The sequence below is a fragment of the Saccharothrix syringae genome, from assembly GCF_009498035.1.
GTDB classification, from domain to species: domain Bacteria; phylum Actinomycetota; class Actinomycetes; order Mycobacteriales; family Pseudonocardiaceae; genus Actinosynnema; species Actinosynnema syringae.
On sequence record NZ_CP034550.1, the window covers coordinates 2,830,352 to 2,848,406 of the forward strand.

An 18,055-nucleotide genomic window follows, 5' to 3' on the forward strand; every position below is an offset into this window, starting at 1 on the left:
ATCACGTCTGCCACACCAGGGGCTCGCGGTGATCCTGCTGGCGACAGCGCCCGCCGCCACGGCGGCGCAGGCAGGGGCGGTACCGCCGCGCGAGCAGATCGTCTTCACCGACATCGCGGTGCCGGGGACCGCCCTGGACCTGTACCGGCGGACGCCCTCGCCCGAGCACGCGCGCAGCGTGGCCAACCTCGGACGCCCGTACATCACCCGCGACGACTTCGCCGCCGAGGGCGTGCACACCCACGGCGTCCCCGGCGTGGTGCTGCTCGACCACGACGGCGACGGCGACACCGACGTCTTCGTGACCAACGGCCCCGGCACGCCCAACAGCCTGTTCCGCAACGAGCTGGAGCAGACCGGCCGGCTGGTCTTCACCGACACCGCGGCCGCCGCGGGCGTCGCGCTCACCGACCTGGACGCCAACGGCGCCTGCGCGGGCGACGTCGACAACGACCGCGACCCGGACCTCTACGTCCTCGGCCGCAACGCGGGCAACCACCTGCTGCGCAACGAGGGTGACGGGACCTTCGCCGACGTCACCGGCGCGGCGGGCGACGCCGCGGCCGGCACCCTGAGCCACCTCTCCTGCACCATGGCCGACGTCGACAACGACGGCCTGCTCGACATCGCCGTCGCCAACGCCTACGACATGAAGACGGCCCTGCCGATCCTGCGCGTCCCGTGGGCGCTCAACCAGCCCAACCAGCTGCTGCGCAACGCGGGCGGCGGTGCGTTCGCCGACGTCAGCACCAGCTCGGGCTTCGCCCCGGTCAAGGTGGACGGCCGGGTGCCCGACCCGGCGCGCGAGGAGATCACCTGGTCGGTCACCGCCGCCGACTACGACCAGGACGGCGACGCGGACCTGCTCACCGCCAGCCACCAGGCCCTCGTCCAGCCCGCGAAGTACGGCGGCGCCGACCGCGGGTTCGTCCGGGTCTACCGCAACGACGGCACCGGGCACTTCGAGGACGTGACGATGGGCATCGGCCTGGCGGAGTGGGGCGGCTGGTCGGGCACGTCGTTCGGCGACTTCAACTTCGACGGCACGCTGGACTTCTTCGCCACCAACACCGGCGACTACATGAAGCTGCCGGTGCCCGGCCTGCCGCACCAGTACGGCGACCAGAGCAGCCGCTGGTTCCTCCAGCGCCCGGACGGCACCTTCGTCGACGTGCGGCGCGGGTCGGTGCCCACGCCCAGGACGGACAACGAGGACGCCGACCCCACCCTCGGCGGGCTGGGCACCACCCCGTGGGGCTGGGGCACCTCGACGCTCGACTACGACAACGACGGCCTGACCGACGTCCTGTTCCACGGCAGCATCGACGGGATGAACCTGGTCACCGCGGACAACCCGGGCATGCTGCTGCACAACCGGGGCCCGGCCGGGCTGCGCAAGGGCTTCTTCCCGTCGTTCGACTACGACGCGGCCGCGAGGTCGGCCACCGACCACCGGCGGCGCAGCGTCACCGGCATGGCCGTCGGCGACCTCAACCGCGACGGCTTCCCCGACGTGGTGAGCGCCGCCCAGTCGATCAAGGTGGGCGAGCTGACCAGGTACGCGGACATCGCGGACATCCACGACTGGAGCCCGGTGTTCACCGACGACGCCCGGTTCCTGGAGGTCTACCACTTCGACGGCAGCGTGTTCCGGCCCACCGGCGCGCACACCGTCGAGGGCGACCTGTCGGTCGAGGTCAACGGCGGCAACGGCAACCGGTCGGCCACCGTGCGGACGCTGGGCAGCGTCGGCGTGACGCCGGCGGGCGGGGTCAACCGGGACGGCGTCGGCGCGCTGGTGCGGTTCACGCCGCGGGGAGGCCCGACCGCGATGCACCCGGTGTCCGCGGGCACGTCCTACGGTTCGCAGGACGCCCACGAGACCACCTTCGGCATGGGCACGGCCGACACCGCGGTGGTCGAGGTGCTGTGGCCCGGTGGGGTGCGCAACAGGCTGTACGGGGTGCGGGCGGGGGAGCGCGTGACGTTCCCGGAGATCCCCTGCCGGTACGACGACCCGGCGATGACGCGGCGCGGTTACTGGGACTGCGTCACCGGGGCGCTCGGCGACCTCGTCGACGCGGGGCACCTGTCGCGGACCGGGGCGAGCCGGTTCCTGATCAGCGCACTTCGTGCGTTCCACGACGCGCGGTAGTGGCTCGCGGTAGGCCGCTGTGGTGGTCCGAGGTGGTGCGCCGGTCCACGGGGCGGCGCACCACCGCCGGGGCGGCTGCGGCCGCGCAGAGGCGGGGCTGGTTCGGGGCGGGGCGCGGCCGGGTGGTTGTGGGGGGTGGTTGTGGTGTGTGGTGGTTGTGGGGGAGCGGCTGTGGGGGCGGCTGTAGGGGGGCGGCTGTGGGGGTGGGGCGTGGCCGGGTGGCTGTGGGGAGGGTGGCTGTGGCGGGAGGCGGGTGGGGCCGGTCAGCTCTCGGAGACCAGGTCCCGCCCGGTCGCCCCCGCCCAGTCGCCGGGCCCACCGGTCATGACCGCCACGTCCCGGTACCCGGCCCGCGCCAGCAGGCTCGCCGCGCTCATGGCCCGCTCCCCGTGCCCGCACATGACCACCAGCCGGCCCCGGGGCAGCTCGGGCACGTCCCCGCCCAACGACCCCAGCTCCGCGTGCAGCGCACCGGGCACGTGGCCGGCGCGGTACTCGCGCTCCTGCCGCACGTCCAGCACGGCGGCGCCGCCGACCCCGTCCGCCCGCACCAGCCCGACCGCCGCGGTCGGGCCGGTCCACGCCGCCATCCCCCCGGCCAACTCGCCGGCGATGCCGCCGAAGCCGATCTTCGCCGCCTGCCAGGCGATCTCGGCCGCGTCCTGGTCCCGGTCGCGCACCACCACCAGCGGGCGGTCGGCGGGCACCAGCCAGCCCAGCCACGACGCGAACGCCGGGCGCAGGGGGTTGGCCAGCGCGCCGGGGACGTGCCCGGCGGCGAACCGCTCGATCGGGCGCGCGTCCACCACCATGGCGCCGTCGGCCAGCAGCGCGCGCACGGCCGCCTCGTCGAGCGGGGTCAGCGCCGGGTCGTCCTTGAGCAGGTCGGGGCCGCGCCGGTTGACCTCGGGCAGGTGGCGGAAGTAGGCGGGGTACGAGCCGGTGGAGGCCAGCAGTTCGGCGGCGAAGGCGTCGGCGTCGGCGAGGGCCAGCAGGGGGTTGGTCGCCTTCTCCCGGCCGATGGTGCTGGTCCGCTCGGCACCGGGCGGCGCGGAGCAGAACGAGCCCGCGCCGTGCGTCGGCCACACGGCGACCTCGTCGGGCAGCGCGGCCAACCTGCGCAGCGAGGCGTGCTGGAGGCGGGCCAGCTCCCCGGTCCGCTCGGGCGCCACCAGGTCGGTGCGCGCCGCGGAGCCGACCAGCAGGGAGCCGCCGGTGAACACGCCGAGCGGGGCGCCGCCGTCGAGCAGGAGGAAGGCCAGGTGCTCGTGCGTGTGGCCGGGCGTGGCCAGGGCGCGGAGGCGGAGGCCGCCGAGGTCCACCTCGTCGCCGTCGCGCAGGCCGCGGTGCGGGAACTCGCGGCGGCCGGCCGCGGACGCCAGCACGCGCGTCCCCTCGGTCTCGGCGAGCTGCCGCGCGCCGGAGACGAAGTCGGCGTGCAGGTGGGTCTCCGCGGCGAACGCGAGGCGCAGGCCGCGCCGCCGGGTGGCCGCCCAGGCCGCGCGGAGGTCCAGGGCGGCGTCCACGACGAGGCCGCGCCCGTCGCCCAGGTCCACCAGGTAGGCCGAGTTGCCCAGCCCCTCGTCGACGAGCGGAACGACCTCTGCGTCGGCCATCGCGGTTTCGCCCTCCCGGTCGGCACCCCGGCGGACCCACGATATCCCCGCTCGCAATCGGCCCGAGGGGGCCGATCGAGCGCGCTCACCACGGCTTATGCTTCATATCCGTATAGTCACATGCTAGCGTGGCGGCAGGGCTGGTGGGCTGCGGTCGAGGAGGCGCCGATGTCGCCGGGCGATGCCGTTGCGGGACGGGGGACGACGGGCGGGCGGGGGCTCCGCCGACGGTCGGTGGTGCTGGCCGCACCTGTTCTGGCTGCTCTTCCGGGAGTCGCGGCGGCTGCTCCGGCCGGGGGCGGCCGGTTCGACCCGGGTGACTGGTCGGCGGTGCGCGCGCAGTTCGCGCTTCGACCGGACTACGCGCACTTCGCCGCTTTCGTGCTCTCCTCGCCACCCCGGTCGGTAAGAGAAGCTATAGCGTCATTCCGGGATCGGCTCGACACCTTCCCCGAGGAGTTCCGGCACGGTGTCGCCGATCTGGAGTACGGCGCCCGCGCCCAGGCCGCCCTCGGCGGCTACGCGGGCGCCCCGCCGGGCGAGATCGCCCTGACCGACAGCGCGACCATGGCCATCGGCCTGGTCTACGGCGGCCTGCGGCTCGAACCCGGCGACGAGGTGCTCACCACGCCCCACGAGTTCTACTCCACGCACGAGAGCCTGCGGCTCCGGTCGGCCGCGCACGGCGTGCGGGTCCGGCAGGTCGCCCTCTACGACGACCCGGCGACCGCCTCGCGGGAGGAGATGACCGCGCGGCTGCGGCGCGCGGTGACCGGCCGGACCCGGGTGGTGGCGCTGACCTGGGTGCACTCCGGCACCGGGGTGAAGGTCCCGGTGCGGGACGTCGCCGACGCCCTCGCCCGCGTCAACGCCCACCGGCGCGAGCGCGACCGCGTCCTGCTGTGCGTCGACGGGGTGCACGGGTTCGCGGCCGAGGACGTCGACGTGCCCGCCCTGGGCGCCGACTTCTTCATGACCTCGGCGCACAAGTGGCTGTTCGGGCCGCGGGGCACGGGGTTCGCGTGGGGCAGCCCGGCGGCGTGGCGCCGCGTGGACACCGCGGTGCCCAGCTTCTCGGCGCCGGCGTTCACCGGGTGGCTCACCGGCCGACCGCCCGTCGGCGACCCCGGCACGCTCAACAGCCCCGGCGGCTACCACTCGTTCGAGAACCGGTGGGCGCTGCCCGAGGCGGTCGCCTTCCAGCGGGCGATCGGGCGGGACCGGGTCGCCGCGCGGGTCCGGGAGCAGGCGACGCGGCTCAAGGAGGGCCTGGCGGCGCTGCCGCGGGTCCGCCTGGTCACCCCGCGCTCCGCCGAGGTGTCGGCGGGCGTCGTGTGCTGCGTGGTCGACGGGGTGGCCGGGGAGGAGGTGGTGGCCCGCCTGCTGGCGGAGCACCGGATCTCGGCCGGCACCACGCCGTACCGGGAGTCCTACGTCCGGTTCGGGCCGAGCATCGTCACCGACGACGAGGAGGTGGACCGGCTGGTGCGGGCGATGGCCGCGTTCGGCTGACCCGGGTTCACCGGGCCACGGGCAGGTCGGCCAGCGTCCACTCCAGCATCCCGTCGGCCAGCCGGACGGCCTGCCTGCCGTTGGCCAGCAGGGTGCGCACCGCGTCGTGGGCCAGCACGCAGTAGGAGCCCCGGCAGTAGGCGACCACGGTGCTGTCGGCCGGCAGCTCGGCCAGCCGGTCGGCCAGCTCCCGCAGCGGGATCGACACGGCACCGGGGATGTGCCCGGCCGCGTACTCCTCCCGCGGGCGCACGTCGATGACCGTGACGTCGCCCTTCTCGATGCGCTGGAGGAGTTCGTCGCGGGTCACCTGCTCGGTGTCGTCCGGGCCCAGGTAGGCGGCGCGGGCGCGGTCGACCCCGGCGAGGTGCCCGGACGCGACGTCGCGCAGCCGCGCCCACAGCACCGCCACGTCCCGGCCGGCGAGCCGGTAGAAGACCTTGGTGCCCTCCTTGCGGGTCGCGACCAGACCCGACTGCTTGAGCACCTGGAGGTTGTTGGACGCCGTGGTCAGCCCGAGGCCGACGGCCGAGGCCAGCACCTCGACCGAGCGCTCGCCCTGGGCCAGCACGTCGATGATCTCCAGCCGCTTGGCGCTCGCCAGCGCCTTGCCGACCTGGGCGAACGCCTCGTACAGGGCGGCCTTGTCGGCGTGCCCGCCGGTCGTCTCGTCCTCCATGAATCCAGAGACTACCTGGCCGGTGGGCGGCCCGGCGGGGGATCGGCCGCTCGGGGGAACGGCGGGGCGGCGTTCGGGTACCTCCCGGGGTTTTCAGGGCGTGCGGGTGCGGTGCAGGTAGTGGACGGCGGCCCAGGGGCGGCGGCCCGACACCGAGATTCGCCGCGTCACCACGCCGTGCACCAGCCGCCTGCGGCGGAAGAGGGTCAGCATCAGCGCCGCCGGGTCGAACCGGACCGTCGCGTCGGCGCCGGCGGTGGGCGGGGTGACCGAGGTCCGCCCGTCGCCGCTGGTGATCAGCACCGGTGTGGTGTGCGGTGAGCGGAACTCGATGGCGACGCGGCGGCCGCGGCCGGGGGCGGGACCGGGGCCGGGGCCGGGGCCGGGGCCGGGGCCGATGAGCCTGCCGGTGTCGCCGCTGAGCAGGCGCACCAGGAACAGTTCGAAGCCGAAGGCGCCCTCCTCGGGGGAGATGGGCCACGGGGTGGAGGTCGCCCGGGCGATGTCGAAGCCGTGCAGCAGGATCTCGTTGAGCTGGTGGGCCAGTACGGAGGCGACGGGCAGCCGCGCGCCGCCCAGCCACGACCGCGGCGCGAGCGGGTCGAGGTCGGCGCTGCGGGCCAGCATCAGGTCGACCCGCTCGACCAGGTCCCGCGCCACCGGCTCCGCGTCCCGCTCGGCGAAGTGCCGCAGCGCCGCCGCGTTGAGCCGGGCCAGCCCGCCCAGCGACGTCTCGCGCACCATCCGGTCCAGCTCCGGCTCGCCCAGCGGGGCCGGGTCGGCCGCCACCACGCCCGCGTTGAGCCGGGCGACGATCGCGGTGTGGGCGGCGGTCTCGGCGACCGACCAGCCGCCGACCGCCCGGCGCCCCGGTGCCCGGCGGTCGAGGACGAGGCGGGCGAACCGCCTGCTCGCCGCCGCGAGCGCGTGCCGCAGGTCCCGCCACCGCCGCTCGCCCAGTGCGATCTCCACGCAGCGCCCCCAACCGTCGACTCCACTTCAGCGGAAGGTAGTGAGGTGGCGCCGGCGACGGCAAGGTGGCAAACGAGTGCATCACCGGATGTAGTTCGAAGTCCGTGGAGTCGGCCGGAGTGCGGACCTGTTCCGGGTCGCACTCCTCGAACTTGACTATATAGAACTGTAGTAGTGTACTGGGTCGGCGTTCCGGGGCGCGGCACCGATCCCCGTCCACGCGGACCGGCGCGTCCGTCGCGATCACCGGCTAAGAGGGAGACACGGATGCCCCACATCACCATGCCCGCGCAGTCGTTCCCCGGCACCCCCGGCCTCATGCAGTACCGCCAGGAGACCGGTCGGCCGCTCAGCGAGCTGGCCGAGGTCCTGCTGCGCGACGACAACACGCTGTCCCGCTCCGACCGCGAGCTGATCGCGGCCTACGTCTCGTCGCTGAACGACTGCTACTTCTGCCGCCACACCCACGGCGAGATGAGCGTGCAGCAGAGCGACGACGAGGACGCCCGCGCGGTGCTGGAGAAGGTGGTCGCGGACCTGGGCAGCGCGCCCATCCCCGCGAAGCTCAAGGCGTTGTGCGCCATCGCGGGCGCGGTGCAGGAGGGCGGGCGCGCGGTCACCGCCGAACTGGTCGGGCGGGCCCGCGAGGCGGGCGCGGACGACACCGAGATCCACGACACCGTGCTCATCGGCGCGGCGTTCAGCATGTACAACCGGTACTGCGACGGCCTGGCCGCCGTGGTCCCCGAGGACCCCTCGGCGTACGTCCCGATGGCCGCGATGATCATCCGCGACGGGTACAGCATGTGCGCCCGCGGCCACTGACGCCCGCCGCCCACCGAAGCACCCCACCGGAAGCGAGGTCGTCGTGGTCGGTCGCCCCACCCGCGTGGTCGCGCTGGCGGCACTGCTGCTCACCACCCACACCGCCGCCGCGGGCGCCGCCGGCGGCGGGTTCGCGCCGGTGCACCGCGAGGGGCCGGCGCTCTCCGTGCCCGCCGAGCGCCTGGACGCGAGCCTCACCTGCACCGGCAACCTCCGCGGGGCCACCGGCGAACCGGTCCTGCTCCTCGCGGGCACCGGCGTCAACTCCGACCAGTACTTCGGCTGGAACTGGAAGCACGCGCTCACCCGCGCGGGCATCCCGTGGTGCGCCTCGGACGTGCCCGGCCCGGCCTCGGCGAACGAGAACTTCGCCGACATCCAGGTCCGCGCCGAGTACGTGGTGCACGCCATCCGCACCATGCGCGCGGTGGCCGGCCGCCGGATCGGCGTCCTCGGGCACAGCCAGGGCGGGCTGGTGCCCCGGTGGGCGCTGCGGTTCTGGCCCGACGTCCGGCCGATGGTCGACGACGTCGTGGCCCTGGCGCCCACCAGCCACGGCACGCCGCTGGGCACGTTGATGTGCCCGGCGATGTGCCCGGCCGCCGTCTGGCAGCAGCGGACCGACGCGAACTTCGTCCGCGCGGTCGACTCGCACCGGCAGACCTTCCGCGGCATCTCCTACACGGTGCTCAGCTCCCACGCCGACCCGCTGGTCCCGCCCGCCTCGGCGGACCTCACCGGACCCGGGTGGGTGGCCAACGTCCGGCTCCAGGACGCCTGCCCGGCGGACACCGCGGACCACGACGGCGTCGGCACGACGGACCCCGTGGCCGAGGCGCTGGCGCTCGACGCGCTGGCGCACCGGGGGCCCGCCGACCCGGCGCGGCTCGACCCGGCGGTGTGCTCGCGGGAGCTGATGTCCGGCGCCGACCCCGCCACCCACGCCGCCGACTCCGCGTGGATGAAGCAGGTGCGCGACCTCAACTACGGCCAGGCGCCCCGACTGGAGCGCGAACCGGAACTCGCTTGCTACACCACGATTTCCGGCTGTCCGAGGGCGCGCGAGGGCGACGGCTGACGGTGCCGGGCACCGCCGTCCGGGAGGGGCGTCATCCGGGTGAACCCCTTGTCACCACTCCCTTTCCGCGTCCGGCGGATGTGGTAGACCTTCACCAGGACGGACCGTCCACTCCACACCAGGAAGGGGAATCCCGTGGGGAACCCGTTGTCCTACTTCGAGATCACCACGAAGTCCGACGCCGCCGCCCTCCAGAAGTTCTACGGCGACATGTTCGGCTGGCAGATCAACGTGCTGCCGCAGATGGGCGGTTACGGCCTCGTCAGCACCGGCGGTGAGGTCGGCGGCGGCATCGGGCCCGCGCAGAGCCACGCCGGGGTCCGGGTGTACTTCCACGCCGAGGACCTCAACGCCGCGCTGGAGAAGGCGGAGAGCCTGGGCGGCAAGATCGTCATGCAGCCGACGAAGATCTCCGACGACTTCGGCAGCTTCGCCGTCTTCACCGACCCGGACGGCAACGAAGTCGGCCTGTGGGACCGCCCCGGTCTCCAGGGCTGAACCGGTTTCCGGGGCCGAACCGGGCTCCGGGGCCGAACCGGGCTTCGCGCACCGCGGACCTCGCGCCTCCGGCACGTGCCGGAGGCGCGAGGTCCTGTCGTGTGCGGGGTTCTCCGCCGGCCCTGCCGCGCGCTCCTCGACCATCCTCTTCGGATCGTCGGTTCGACGGTGGCCACAGGCCACTACTGGATCGTATAGTGGTCTGTCGGATCCGAGCGACCAGTGGGTGGTGGCCATGGCGAACCCCGCACCGACCGGCGACCCCTTGCCGCGGCGGACCGCCGCCGCGGTGTTCGCCCTGAGCCTCGCCTCGTTCGTGGTCATGGTCGACTCCACGGTCGTCCAGGTGATGCTGCCCGCGCTGATGGCCGAGCTGGGCGCCGGGCTGGCCGGCGTGCTGTGGGTGGCCAACGGCTTCACGCTGGTGTACGGCGTGCTGCTGCTCCCCGCCGCGCGCCTGGGCGACGTGCACGGCCGGCGGAACGTGCTGGTGGTCGGGCTGGCGGTGTTCCTGGTCGGCTCGCTCGTCTGCGGCGCGGCCCCGGCGCTCCCGCCGCTGGTCCTCGGGCGCGTCGTCCAGGCCGTCGGCGGTGCGCTGATCGTCCCGCAGGTGCTGGGCATGATCGCCCTCGCCGTGCCCGGGCACCGCCGCGGCCTCGCGTTCGGCTTCGTCAGCGCGTCCATGGCGCTGGCGGCCGTGGTCGGGCCGGTGCTCGGCGGTGCCGTCGTGTCGTTCGCCGGCTGGCGCTGGGTCTTCCTGGCCAACGCGCCGGGGTGCGCCCTCGCGGTCGCCGCGGTGCTGTGGGCCTCGCCCGGCCGGGAACCCCGGCACGGCCGCGAGCTGGACGCGGTCGGGACGCTGCTGGCGATGGGCGGGCTCGGCGCGGTGGTGTACGGCTGCGTCGCGGCCGGGCGGTCGGCCGGCGGCGCCGTGCCCGCGGCGGTCGGTGCCGTCCTGCTGGTCGTCTTCGTGCTGTGGGAGCGGGACCGGCCGGAGGCCCTGGTGCCGGTGCGGCTGTTCGGCGTCCGGGCCTTCTCGGTGGCGCTGTGGCTCGGCGTGCTCCAGTTCGTGCTGATGTCCGGCCTGATGCTGGTGGTGGCGCTGGAGGTGCAGGCGGTGCGGGGCGGCACCGCCTTCGAGACCGGGTTGGCCCTGCTGCCGATGGCGGTGCTCGCGGGCGTGGCGTCGCCGTTCGCCGGGCACGCCACCGACCGGTGGGGCGGTCGTCCGGTGATCACGTGCGGTTTCCTCGCGGTGGGTACGGGGGTCGCGTGGGCGGCCGCGGTGCCGTCGTTGGTCGGGCCGCTGGCGGTGGTGGGGCTGGGCGTCGGTCTGCTCATGGGGCCGATCAGCACCGAGGTCGTCCGCGACCTGCCGGAGCGGCTGGTCAACACCGGGTCCGGCGTCCTGGCCACCGGCAGGCAGGTGGCGGGCGCGCTCGGCGTGGCCGTGGTCGGCGCGGTGCTCCAGACCGCCGCGGCGGCTGGGGGCGGGGTCGACCCGGTGCGGTTCGCGGCGGCGGAGCGGGTGGCGCTGGTGCTGCTCGGGGTCCTCGCCGCGGTTGGTGCGGTCGGCGCGTGGTTCTTGCCGGGGCGTTCCGGGCGGGAGGATCGGGCGGTGGTGCCGGGCCGCGCGGTCGGGAGCGGGTGAGCCGGTGTGGTCGGCGCGTGGTTCTTCCGGCTGTTCCGCGCACGAGGCCCGGGCGGTGGTGCCGGGCCGCGCGGCAGGGAACGCGTGACCCGGCACCACCGCGGCGGCGCGCGGGTTCAGCCCGCGTGCCGCGGCACCGGGGACCCGGCGGGCCGGGCCGTGGCGGCGTGCCGCCGGACCATCGCGCCGACGCCCACGCCGACCACGCACAGCAGGCCCAGCACCAGGAACGCCGGCTTGAAGCCCGACACGAACTCCGCCGGCGTGCGGTAGCTGCCGCTGCCGGCGAACACCGCCGTGGCGATCGCCACCCCGAACACCGCGCCGACCTGCCGGAACGTGTTGCTGGTGCCGGAGGCGATGCCCGCCTCGCGCGGGTCGACCGAGCGCATGACCGCGGTGGTCACCGTCGGGAAGGCGATGGCGATGCCGAAACCGATGACGAACAGCGGCCCGACGATCGTGCCGTACCCGCTGGTGTCCGTGACCAGCGCGCTGATCAGCAGCAGGCCGAGGGCCTGGAGGCCCAGGCCGAGCATGATCAGCGGCTTCTCGCCGATCCGGTCGGCCAGGCGCCCCGTCACCGGCGCGATGAACAGCGACACGGCGGTCGCCGGCAGCAGGCCGAGCCCGACGCTCAGCGGCGACCGGCCCAGTGCCAGCTGGAGGTACTGCGCGGTCAGGAAGCCGAGCGCGAAGATGCCCGCCATCAGGATGAAGCCGGCCACGCAGCCGCCGGTGAAGCTGCGGTTGCCGAACAGCCGCATCGGCATCATCGGGCTGGCGGTGCGGCGCTCGTAGAGCACGAACGCGACCAGGACCACCACGCCGCCGATGAGGCCGGTCAGCACCCACGGCGAGTCCCACCCGGCGGCGTTGCCCCGGATCAGCGCGGCGGCGACGCCGAACACGCCGACCGTCGCCAGGACCAGCCCGATCGGGTCGAACCGGGCCTCGGTGCGGGTGCCCCTGATGACCTTGCCCAGGGTCAGCACGGCGATGATCGCGCCGACCGGGACGTTCAGCCAGAAGATCCACTGCCAGGCCAGGCCGTCCACGATCGCGCCGCCGACCAGGGGCCCGGCGGCCACGGCGAGCCCGGTGAAGGCGCCCCAGATGCCCAGCGCCTTGCCGCGCGCCTGCGGCGGGGTGACCTCGGTGATCAGGGCGAGCGCCAGCGGCACCGCGATGCCGCCGCCGATGCCCTGCACGACCCGTGCCGCGATCAGCGTCTCGACGTTCGGGCTGAGCGCGCACACCGCGGACGAGAGGGTGAACACCGCGATGCCCACGACGAACATCAGGCGGCGGCCGAAGCGGTCACCGAGGCTGGACCCGGTCAGGATGGACGCGGCGAAGGCCAGTTCGTACGCGTTGACCGTCCAGCTCAGCCCTTCGATGCCGGTGCCGAACTCCTGGTAGAGGGTCGGCAGCGCGGTGGTCACGACCAGGGCGTCGAGACCCACCAGGAAGGAGGAGAGGGAACCGAGGATCAGGGTCCAGCGCTGGAGCGCCGCGTCGGACCCCGGCGTCGTGCCGGTTGCTGCCATGGTTGGCTTCGCTTTCTCGTGTTCGTTCCGCACGGGTGCGGTCGCGCGCCGGTGCGCCGCGGCGCGGGCCGGGTGGGCGGTCCGGACGTGGTTCGGGACGGGGGGACGTCCAGAGGACGAACGGCGAGGGCGGAACTCGACAGGCGGGTCGGGCTTTTTTCCGGCGGGGTGACAGCGGGTCGTCGGAACCGCTCGTCCCAGGAACGAACCCCAGGTCAGGACCTACTCGTCCCCGACCGCCTCGCCCAGCTCGCGCAACCGCCCGGCCAGGAACCGCCGGTCGGCCGGGTTCGCGGCCAGCTCGTGGGCGCGGCGGTAGGCGGCGCGTGCCTCGTCAGCACGTTCCAACCGGCGCAGGAAATCGGCCCTGGCCGCGTGCAGCAGGTGGTACCCGTCCAGCCCCTCGATCCCGTCGACCAGCGCCAGGCCGGCCTCCGGCCCCTCGGCCATCGACACCGCCACGGCGTGGTTGAGCGCGACCACCGCGGAGGGCGCCAACTCCAGCAGCACCCGGTACAGCTCGGCGATGGCCGGCCAGTCGGTCCGCTCCCCGGAGGGCGCCCGCGCGTGCTCGGCGGCGATGGCCGCCTGCAACTGGTAGGGACCCGGCGCGCCCATCCGGGCCGCCCGGCGCAGCAGCCCGACGGCCTCGGCGATCTGCGCCCGGTCCCACCGCGCCCGGTCCTGGTCCTCCAGCAGCACGATGTCGCCGGAGGTGGTGTAACGCGTCTCGCGCCTGGAATCGGTCAGCAGCATCAGCGCCACCAGGCCCAGCGCCTCCGGCTCGTCGGGCATCAGCGTCGCCACCAGCTTGCCCAGCCGCAGCGCCTCGGCCCGGAGCTGGTCGTGCTGGGGGCTGTCGCGCGGCGCCGTGTACCCCTGGGTGAACACCAGGTAGACCACGGCCAGCACCGAGGCCAGCCGTTCGGGCAGGCGGTGGTCCGGCGGCACCTCGAAGGTGATGCCGGCGTCGCGGATCTTCCGCTTGGCCCGGACCAGCCGCTGCGCCATCGTGGTCTCGCCGACCAGGAACACCCGGGCGATCTCGGCGGCGGTCATGCCGGCCACCGCCTGGAGCGTCAACGCCACCCGGGCGTCCATCGACAGCGCCGGGTGGCAGCAGGTGAAGATGAGGCTGAGCTGGTCGTCGCCGACGCCGAGCAGCCGGTCCTCGCCGTACTCGGTCATCGTCATCACCGCGCCTCGGCCGGGTTCGCCCCCAGCGTCCGCCACGCGCCCGGCCCGCGCCCGGCGGATGCGGTCGATCGCCCGGTTCCGCGCGACGCTGAGCAGCCACGCCACCGGGTCGTCGGGCAGCGCCGACGGCTGCCAGCGCCGCAGCGCCGCGGCGAAGGCGTCCTGCAGCGCGTCCTCGGCCAGCTCGAAGTCACCGAGGACCCGGACCAGGGCGGCGAGCATCCGGCCCCGGTGGTCCCGGTACACCCGCTCCGCGACCGCGGCGGGTGAGCGGTCGGTCATGCCGAGCCGGCCGCCGAGCGCGTCAACGCCGCCGAGGGCGAGTCGTCCCAGCCGGGGATCTCGTCCATCGGGCGCACCTCGACCGACCCCTCGTAGGCCATCGGCGCCATCGCGGCCAGCTCCAGCGCCTCGTCGAGGTTCGGGCACTCCAGGACGCAGTAGCCGCCGAGCTGTTCGTGGGTCTCGGCGAACGGCCCGTCGGTCATCAGCGTCCGGCCCTCGCGGACCCGGACGGTGGTGGCCGTGTGCACCGGTTTGAGCGGCCCGGCGGCGACGAACGCGCCGCGCTTGCGGCACTCCTCGGTGAAGGCGTTGGTCCTGGCCAGGGCGCCTTCGAACCGCGGGTCGCCCGGCTGCGGGCGGTCGCAGCCGTAGAACAAGAGCATGTACCGCATCAGGCCGCTCCCGAGGTGGGCCGGGTGGTCGAGCACGTCCGCACGACACCGTGCGCGTCAGATTGTGCACCAGCCGCGCGGCCCGGTCACGGCGAGTGCCGGGATCGTCGCGCACCGCGCCGACCCCGGCACCCGGGCTACCTGGACTCGTTGAACGCCCGGCGGGCGCTGTTGGCGAACCGGGTCGCGTTCTCCGCGGTGATCCGCCCGGCCGCGACCAGGGCGTTCACCGCGTTGTCCACGCAGGCGCGGTACTGCGCCGCGGTCATGTCCCTGGTGTCGAAGCCGCACGGGATCTCGGGGAAGACGACCCGCTCGCCGGCCCGCACGTTGTAGAGCCGGTTGCGGACGCCGCCGGGCCACAGCACCTCGACCACGCCGGCGTTCACCCGCCCCAGGCCGAAGGTCGCCTCGAAGGCGTCCTGCGAGGCGAAGCTGGAGCCGCCGAGCACCGGCCGCATCGCGGTCGGCCCGTCGGTCGGGGTGAACCGCACGATCGCGCCGATGCCGTCGCGGTTGACCCGCGCGCCCGGTGCGAGGCCGACGCTGCCGACCGCGCGCACGGTGGCCGACCGGTTGCCGTTGCCGCCGTTGTTGACCTCGACGGACAGGTCGCCCTCGGTGGTGGTGCTGCCGGTGGGCGCCCAGGTCGTCGGGTCGGCGGCGGTGGGCTGGAAGATCCGCAGGATGGCGGCGTTGGCGTCGAACGGCGAGTCGAAGTCGAACGGCACCACGTCGTTGATCGGGACGAGCCTGCCGACCTTGAGCGACTGGGCCACGCTGACCACGTCGACCCACCCGTTGCGGTCCAGGTCGCCGGTCGCCACGCCGATCACGGTGCGCCTGCGGTGGTCGGTGCCCGCGCGGGTGAGGACGTCGTCGTAGTCGAACGACGGGTAGAACGCGCCCGCGCCCACCTGCGGCCCCCGGTTGCGCAGCAGCGCGCCGGGGTTCTCGGCGGTCACCATGCCCATGCCGTCGAGCGCGCCGTGGTAGAGCAGGTCGGTCGAGCCGTCGTTGTCGTAGTCGATCGCGGAGGTGCCCCACCCCCACGGTGTGGCGTTGAGCGTGCCCAGGTCGGGGTCGGCCCCGTTCTGCGCCGGCAGGTGCAGCGACGAGCGCCGGGGGTCGGCGAAGGTGTGGTCCGGGCGCTGGAGGAACCAGCGGCTGGACGCGTCGCCGAGCTGCCGCGGCATCTGCGGCAGCGGGACGGTCAGGTAGTCGCCGCCGTTGGTGGCGAAGACGTCGAGGTTGCCGTCGTGGTTGAAGTCGCCGTAGGACAGGCCCATCCACATGCCGGGCTCGCCCAGGCCGGCGTCGAAGGTGACCTCGTCGAAGTACCCGTCGCCGTCGTTGCGCCACAGCCGCACGAACCCGCGGTCGTGGCCGCCGTGCTTGGTGATCCGGTAGGCCGCCTGGTCGCTGGCGGTCATCAGGTCCAGGTCGCCGTCCTGGTCGTAGTCGACCAGCGACAGCGCCCAGCTGAGGTCGTTGAACGGCGCGGTGGCGCCCGGCGGCACGTCCCGCACGTCCACCTGCGCGATGCCCGCCGCGGCGCTGACGTCGGTGAACCGCAGGCCGTCGACGTTGCGCAGCAGCTGGTTGGGCTGGTTGTACTGGTAGGGCACGGCGAAGATCGGCAGGGCGTTCTTCATGTCCCAGGTGTTGGCGACGGCGATGTCGAGCAGGCTGTCGCCGTTGACGTCGCCCATGGAGCAGCTGGCGTGGCTGTAGGTGCCGCCGGAGGCGTCGCCCGCCGCGCCGGTGACGTCGGCGAACGTGCCGTTGCCGCGGTTGAGCAGCAACCGGTTGTTCTCGTTGCGGCCGAGCACGTAGAGGTCGGTGTGGCCGTTGTTGTCGATGTCGCCCGCGCAGGCGCCGTTGGAGTCCTGGGAGGTCAGCGACACGCCCGTCCACGGCGCCATGTCGACGAACTCCAGCCTGCCGGTCTGCGCGAGCTGGTTCTGGTAGAGGCTGTTGGCCCGGCCGGGCCCGTTGGTGACGTAGAAGTCGAGGTCGTCGTCCCCGTCGTAGTCGAACACCACCACGCCGGGGATGCCGTGGCTGAACACCGGCTCGTTGGCGAACTCGGCGAACTTGACCGCCGGGCGCAGCCTGTTGGCCTCGCGGATCGCGTGCTCGGGCGAGGGGATGCGGCGGTAGGTGGCCATCGCCGTGCCGGGCCTGGCGATCTCGGTGAAGGCGACGCCCCCGATGGACGGCACCGCGCCGGCGGCGGGCGTCACGATCACCGACGCCGCGGTCGACGCGATCACGCAGAGGCTCAGCCGTCGTGAGCGCGACATGGGTGCCATAGGACCTCCTGACGGTAGGTCGCTAACAATAAAGATAGTTTTCTTCCAGGGCAATCGGCCTGAAGTGCGTCGTCGGGGCGAGGTTGCCCTGGGCCGTTCGGTTGCGAGGCGGCCGTGAGCGGATGGGAACGCCCACTGCAAATGATCTTTAGGTCAGGACAAAAGTCCTGCTCAAAACTAACGGCGAGCGGTCCTCGCGTGGTCTCATCGAGTGAAGGCCGATCCACACATCTTGTTATCCATGGATAACGGTGATAGACAGCTCATCTGAGCAACTGGGGCTGATTACTACTTATTCAAGTAGCAGACTTTGTGCGCTGCTTTCGCCGCTGGGGGTGCCGTGGGAGAGCCGTTCGCGTTACCCGGGGCGGCCGCCGCCGTCGGGCGACTGCTCGGCCTGGTGCGGCTGCCGCCGTCCCTCGCCGACTTCGGTCGGCGCGGTTTCCGCACCGACCGGCCGCACGCCAGGGCGGTCCTGGAGGCGCACGCCCGCAGCTTCCTCGTCGGCTTCGACACCGGGGCGCGGGCGTGGCGCGATCCCCACGCCGCGCTCGCCGAGGTCGACCCGGAGGAGCGCGGCTTCGCCTACGAGGGCGCCGGGATGTTCGCCAGGGCGCTCGACCTGGCGACGGCCGGCCGCGCGCGGGCGCTGCGGCGCCTGCTGGCCGGGCCCGGCGACGGGTACGCCCACCTCGTCCACGTGGGCGCGGGGTGGCCGCTGGCCTCGGCGCGGCTGCGGCTGCCCACCCCGCCGCCGCCCACCCCGCTGCTGCGGTGGCTGGCGCTGGACGGCGCCGGGTTCGCCGAGACCTTCTTCGGCGGTGCCCGCGCCCTGGCCCGCCGGTGCCGGACCGCCCCGGGACCGGAGGCCGAGGCCGTGCTCGCCGGCTGCGGCCGGGCGGTGTGGTTCCTCCAGTCCGCCGACGCCGACGGCGTCGCCGGGCTCGTCGCCGCGCTGCCCGCGCCCGCCCGCCCGGCCCTGTGGAGCGGGGTCGGCCTGGCCTGCGCGTACGCCGGTGCCGCGGACGACGCCTGCCGGGCCCGCCTGGTCGCCGCGGCCGGACCGCACCGGGCGCACCTCGCCCAGGGCGTGGCCTTCGCCGCGGGCGCCCGGGTCCGCTCCGGGATCGTGCCCGCGCACACCCGCGCCGCCTGCGAGCAGGTCCTCGGCGTGGCGCCCGAGCGGGCCTCGGCGTGGACCGAGGTGGCCGCGCGGGGGCTCACCGGCTCCGCGGACGTCCACGCCTACCAGGCGTGGCGCGCCCGGCTCCGCGAGCTCGTCGCACCAGTCGCGCCCCACTAGCGAACCAGTCGCGCCCAACCAGGGAAT

Annotated in this window: 14 protein-coding genes; 7 read left to right on the forward strand and 7 right to left on the reverse strand. The window is 74.3% G+C overall.

All coding sequences use genetic code 11. The features are described 5' to 3' along the window. Nucleotides 1–28 precede the first annotated feature (28 nt). The gene (locus tag EKG83_RS13165) at nucleotides 29–2,155 is read left to right on the forward strand and encodes a CRTAC1 family protein (protein WP_033430794.1); all 2,127 of its coding nucleotides are present in this window, start codon (nucleotides 29–31) and stop codon (nucleotides 2,153–2,155) included. Nucleotides 2,156–2,418: 263 nt separating this feature from the next. On the opposite strand, the gene EKG83_RS13170 is transcribed toward EKG83_RS13165, so the two are convergent. Further along, the gene (locus tag EKG83_RS13170; protein ID WP_033430795.1) at nucleotides 2,419–3,771 is read right to left on the reverse strand and encodes an MBL fold metallo-hydrolase; all 1,353 of its coding nucleotides are present in this window, start codon (nucleotides 3,769–3,771) and stop codon (nucleotides 2,419–2,421) included. Between the two features lie 168 nt (nucleotides 3,772–3,939). Between EKG83_RS13170 and EKG83_RS13175 the strand changes: the two genes are divergently transcribed. Next, complete coding sequence (locus EKG83_RS13175) at nucleotides 3,940–5,283, forward strand: aminotransferase class V-fold PLP-dependent enzyme (RefSeq protein ID WP_063741323.1); 1,344 nt, start codon at nucleotides 3,940–3,942, stop codon at nucleotides 5,281–5,283. A gap of 7 nt (nucleotides 5,284–5,290) precedes the next feature. On the opposite strand, the gene EKG83_RS13180 is transcribed toward EKG83_RS13175, so the two are convergent. Beyond that, nucleotides 5,291–5,962 carry an ArsR/SmtB family transcription factor gene (locus EKG83_RS13180; protein WP_033430797.1) on the reverse strand — a complete coding sequence of 224 codons (672 nt, stop codon included), beginning with the start codon at nucleotides 5,960–5,962 and terminating at the stop codon, nucleotides 5,291–5,293. Between the two features lie 93 nt (nucleotides 5,963–6,055). Then, nucleotides 6,056–6,934, reverse strand: a complete 879-nt coding sequence (locus tag EKG83_RS13185; protein WP_051765608.1) for a maleylpyruvate isomerase N-terminal domain-containing protein — start codon at nucleotides 6,932–6,934, stop codon at nucleotides 6,056–6,058. A gap of 267 nt (nucleotides 6,935–7,201) precedes the next feature. Between EKG83_RS13185 and EKG83_RS13190 the strand changes: the two genes are divergently transcribed. The 4 genes from EKG83_RS13190 (at nucleotide 7,202) to EKG83_RS13205 (ending at nucleotide 10,986) form a co-directional block, all read left to right on the forward strand. Next, nucleotides 7,202–7,759 (forward strand): carboxymuconolactone decarboxylase family protein, encoded by a 558-nt coding sequence (locus EKG83_RS13190; protein ID WP_033430798.1) that lies wholly within the window; start codon nucleotides 7,202–7,204, stop codon nucleotides 7,757–7,759. A 43-nt stretch (nucleotides 7,760–7,802) separates the two neighbouring features. After that, nucleotides 7,803–8,837 carry an esterase/lipase family protein gene (locus EKG83_RS13195; RefSeq protein ID WP_033430799.1) on the forward strand — a complete coding sequence of 345 codons (1,035 nt, stop codon included), beginning with the start codon at nucleotides 7,803–7,805 and terminating at the stop codon, nucleotides 8,835–8,837. A gap of 135 nt (nucleotides 8,838–8,972) precedes the next feature. After that, entirely contained in the window at nucleotides 8,973–9,335 is a 363-nt protein-coding gene (locus tag EKG83_RS13200) for a VOC family protein (protein WP_033430800.1), read from the forward strand. Between the two features lie 235 nt (nucleotides 9,336–9,570). Beyond that, nucleotides 9,571–10,986: a DHA2 family efflux MFS transporter permease subunit gene (locus EKG83_RS13205; protein ID WP_153278046.1), complete on the forward strand. Its 1,416-nt coding sequence runs from the start codon at nucleotides 9,571–9,573 to the stop codon at nucleotides 10,984–10,986. Between the two features lie 116 nt (nucleotides 10,987–11,102). On the opposite strand, the gene EKG83_RS13210 is transcribed toward EKG83_RS13205, so the two are convergent. The 4 genes from EKG83_RS13210 to EKG83_RS13225 form a co-directional block, all read right to left on the reverse strand. Continuing rightward, nucleotides 11,103–12,536: a DHA2 family efflux MFS transporter permease subunit gene (locus EKG83_RS13210; protein ID WP_051765610.1), complete on the reverse strand. Its 1,434-nt coding sequence runs from the start codon at nucleotides 12,534–12,536 to the stop codon at nucleotides 11,103–11,105. A 222-nt stretch (nucleotides 12,537–12,758) separates the two neighbouring features. Next, a complete protein-coding gene (locus EKG83_RS13215) occupies nucleotides 12,759–14,015 on the reverse strand; it encodes an RNA polymerase sigma factor (protein ID WP_051765611.1) in 1,257 nt (418 codons plus the stop codon). Further along, on the reverse strand, nucleotides 14,012–14,410 hold the full coding sequence (locus tag EKG83_RS13220) for a YciI family protein (protein ID WP_033430888.1): 399 nt from the start codon (nucleotides 14,408–14,410) through the stop codon (nucleotides 14,012–14,014). Before EKG83_RS13220 ends, EKG83_RS13215 begins: the two co-directional genes overlap by 4 nt. A 137-nt stretch (nucleotides 14,411–14,547) precedes the next feature. Further along, nucleotides 14,548–16,716, reverse strand: a complete 2,169-nt coding sequence (locus EKG83_RS13225; RefSeq protein WP_170191829.1) for a CRTAC1 family protein — start codon at nucleotides 16,714–16,716, stop codon at nucleotides 14,548–14,550. A 349-nt stretch (nucleotides 16,717–17,065) separates the two neighbouring features. On the opposite strand from EKG83_RS13225, the gene EKG83_RS13230 reads away from it, so the two are divergent. Beyond that, nucleotides 17,066–18,028 (forward strand): DUF1702 family protein, encoded by a 963-nt coding sequence (locus EKG83_RS13230; RefSeq protein WP_051765613.1) that lies wholly within the window; start codon nucleotides 17,066–17,068, stop codon nucleotides 18,026–18,028. Nucleotides 18,029–18,055 lie beyond the last annotated feature (27 nt).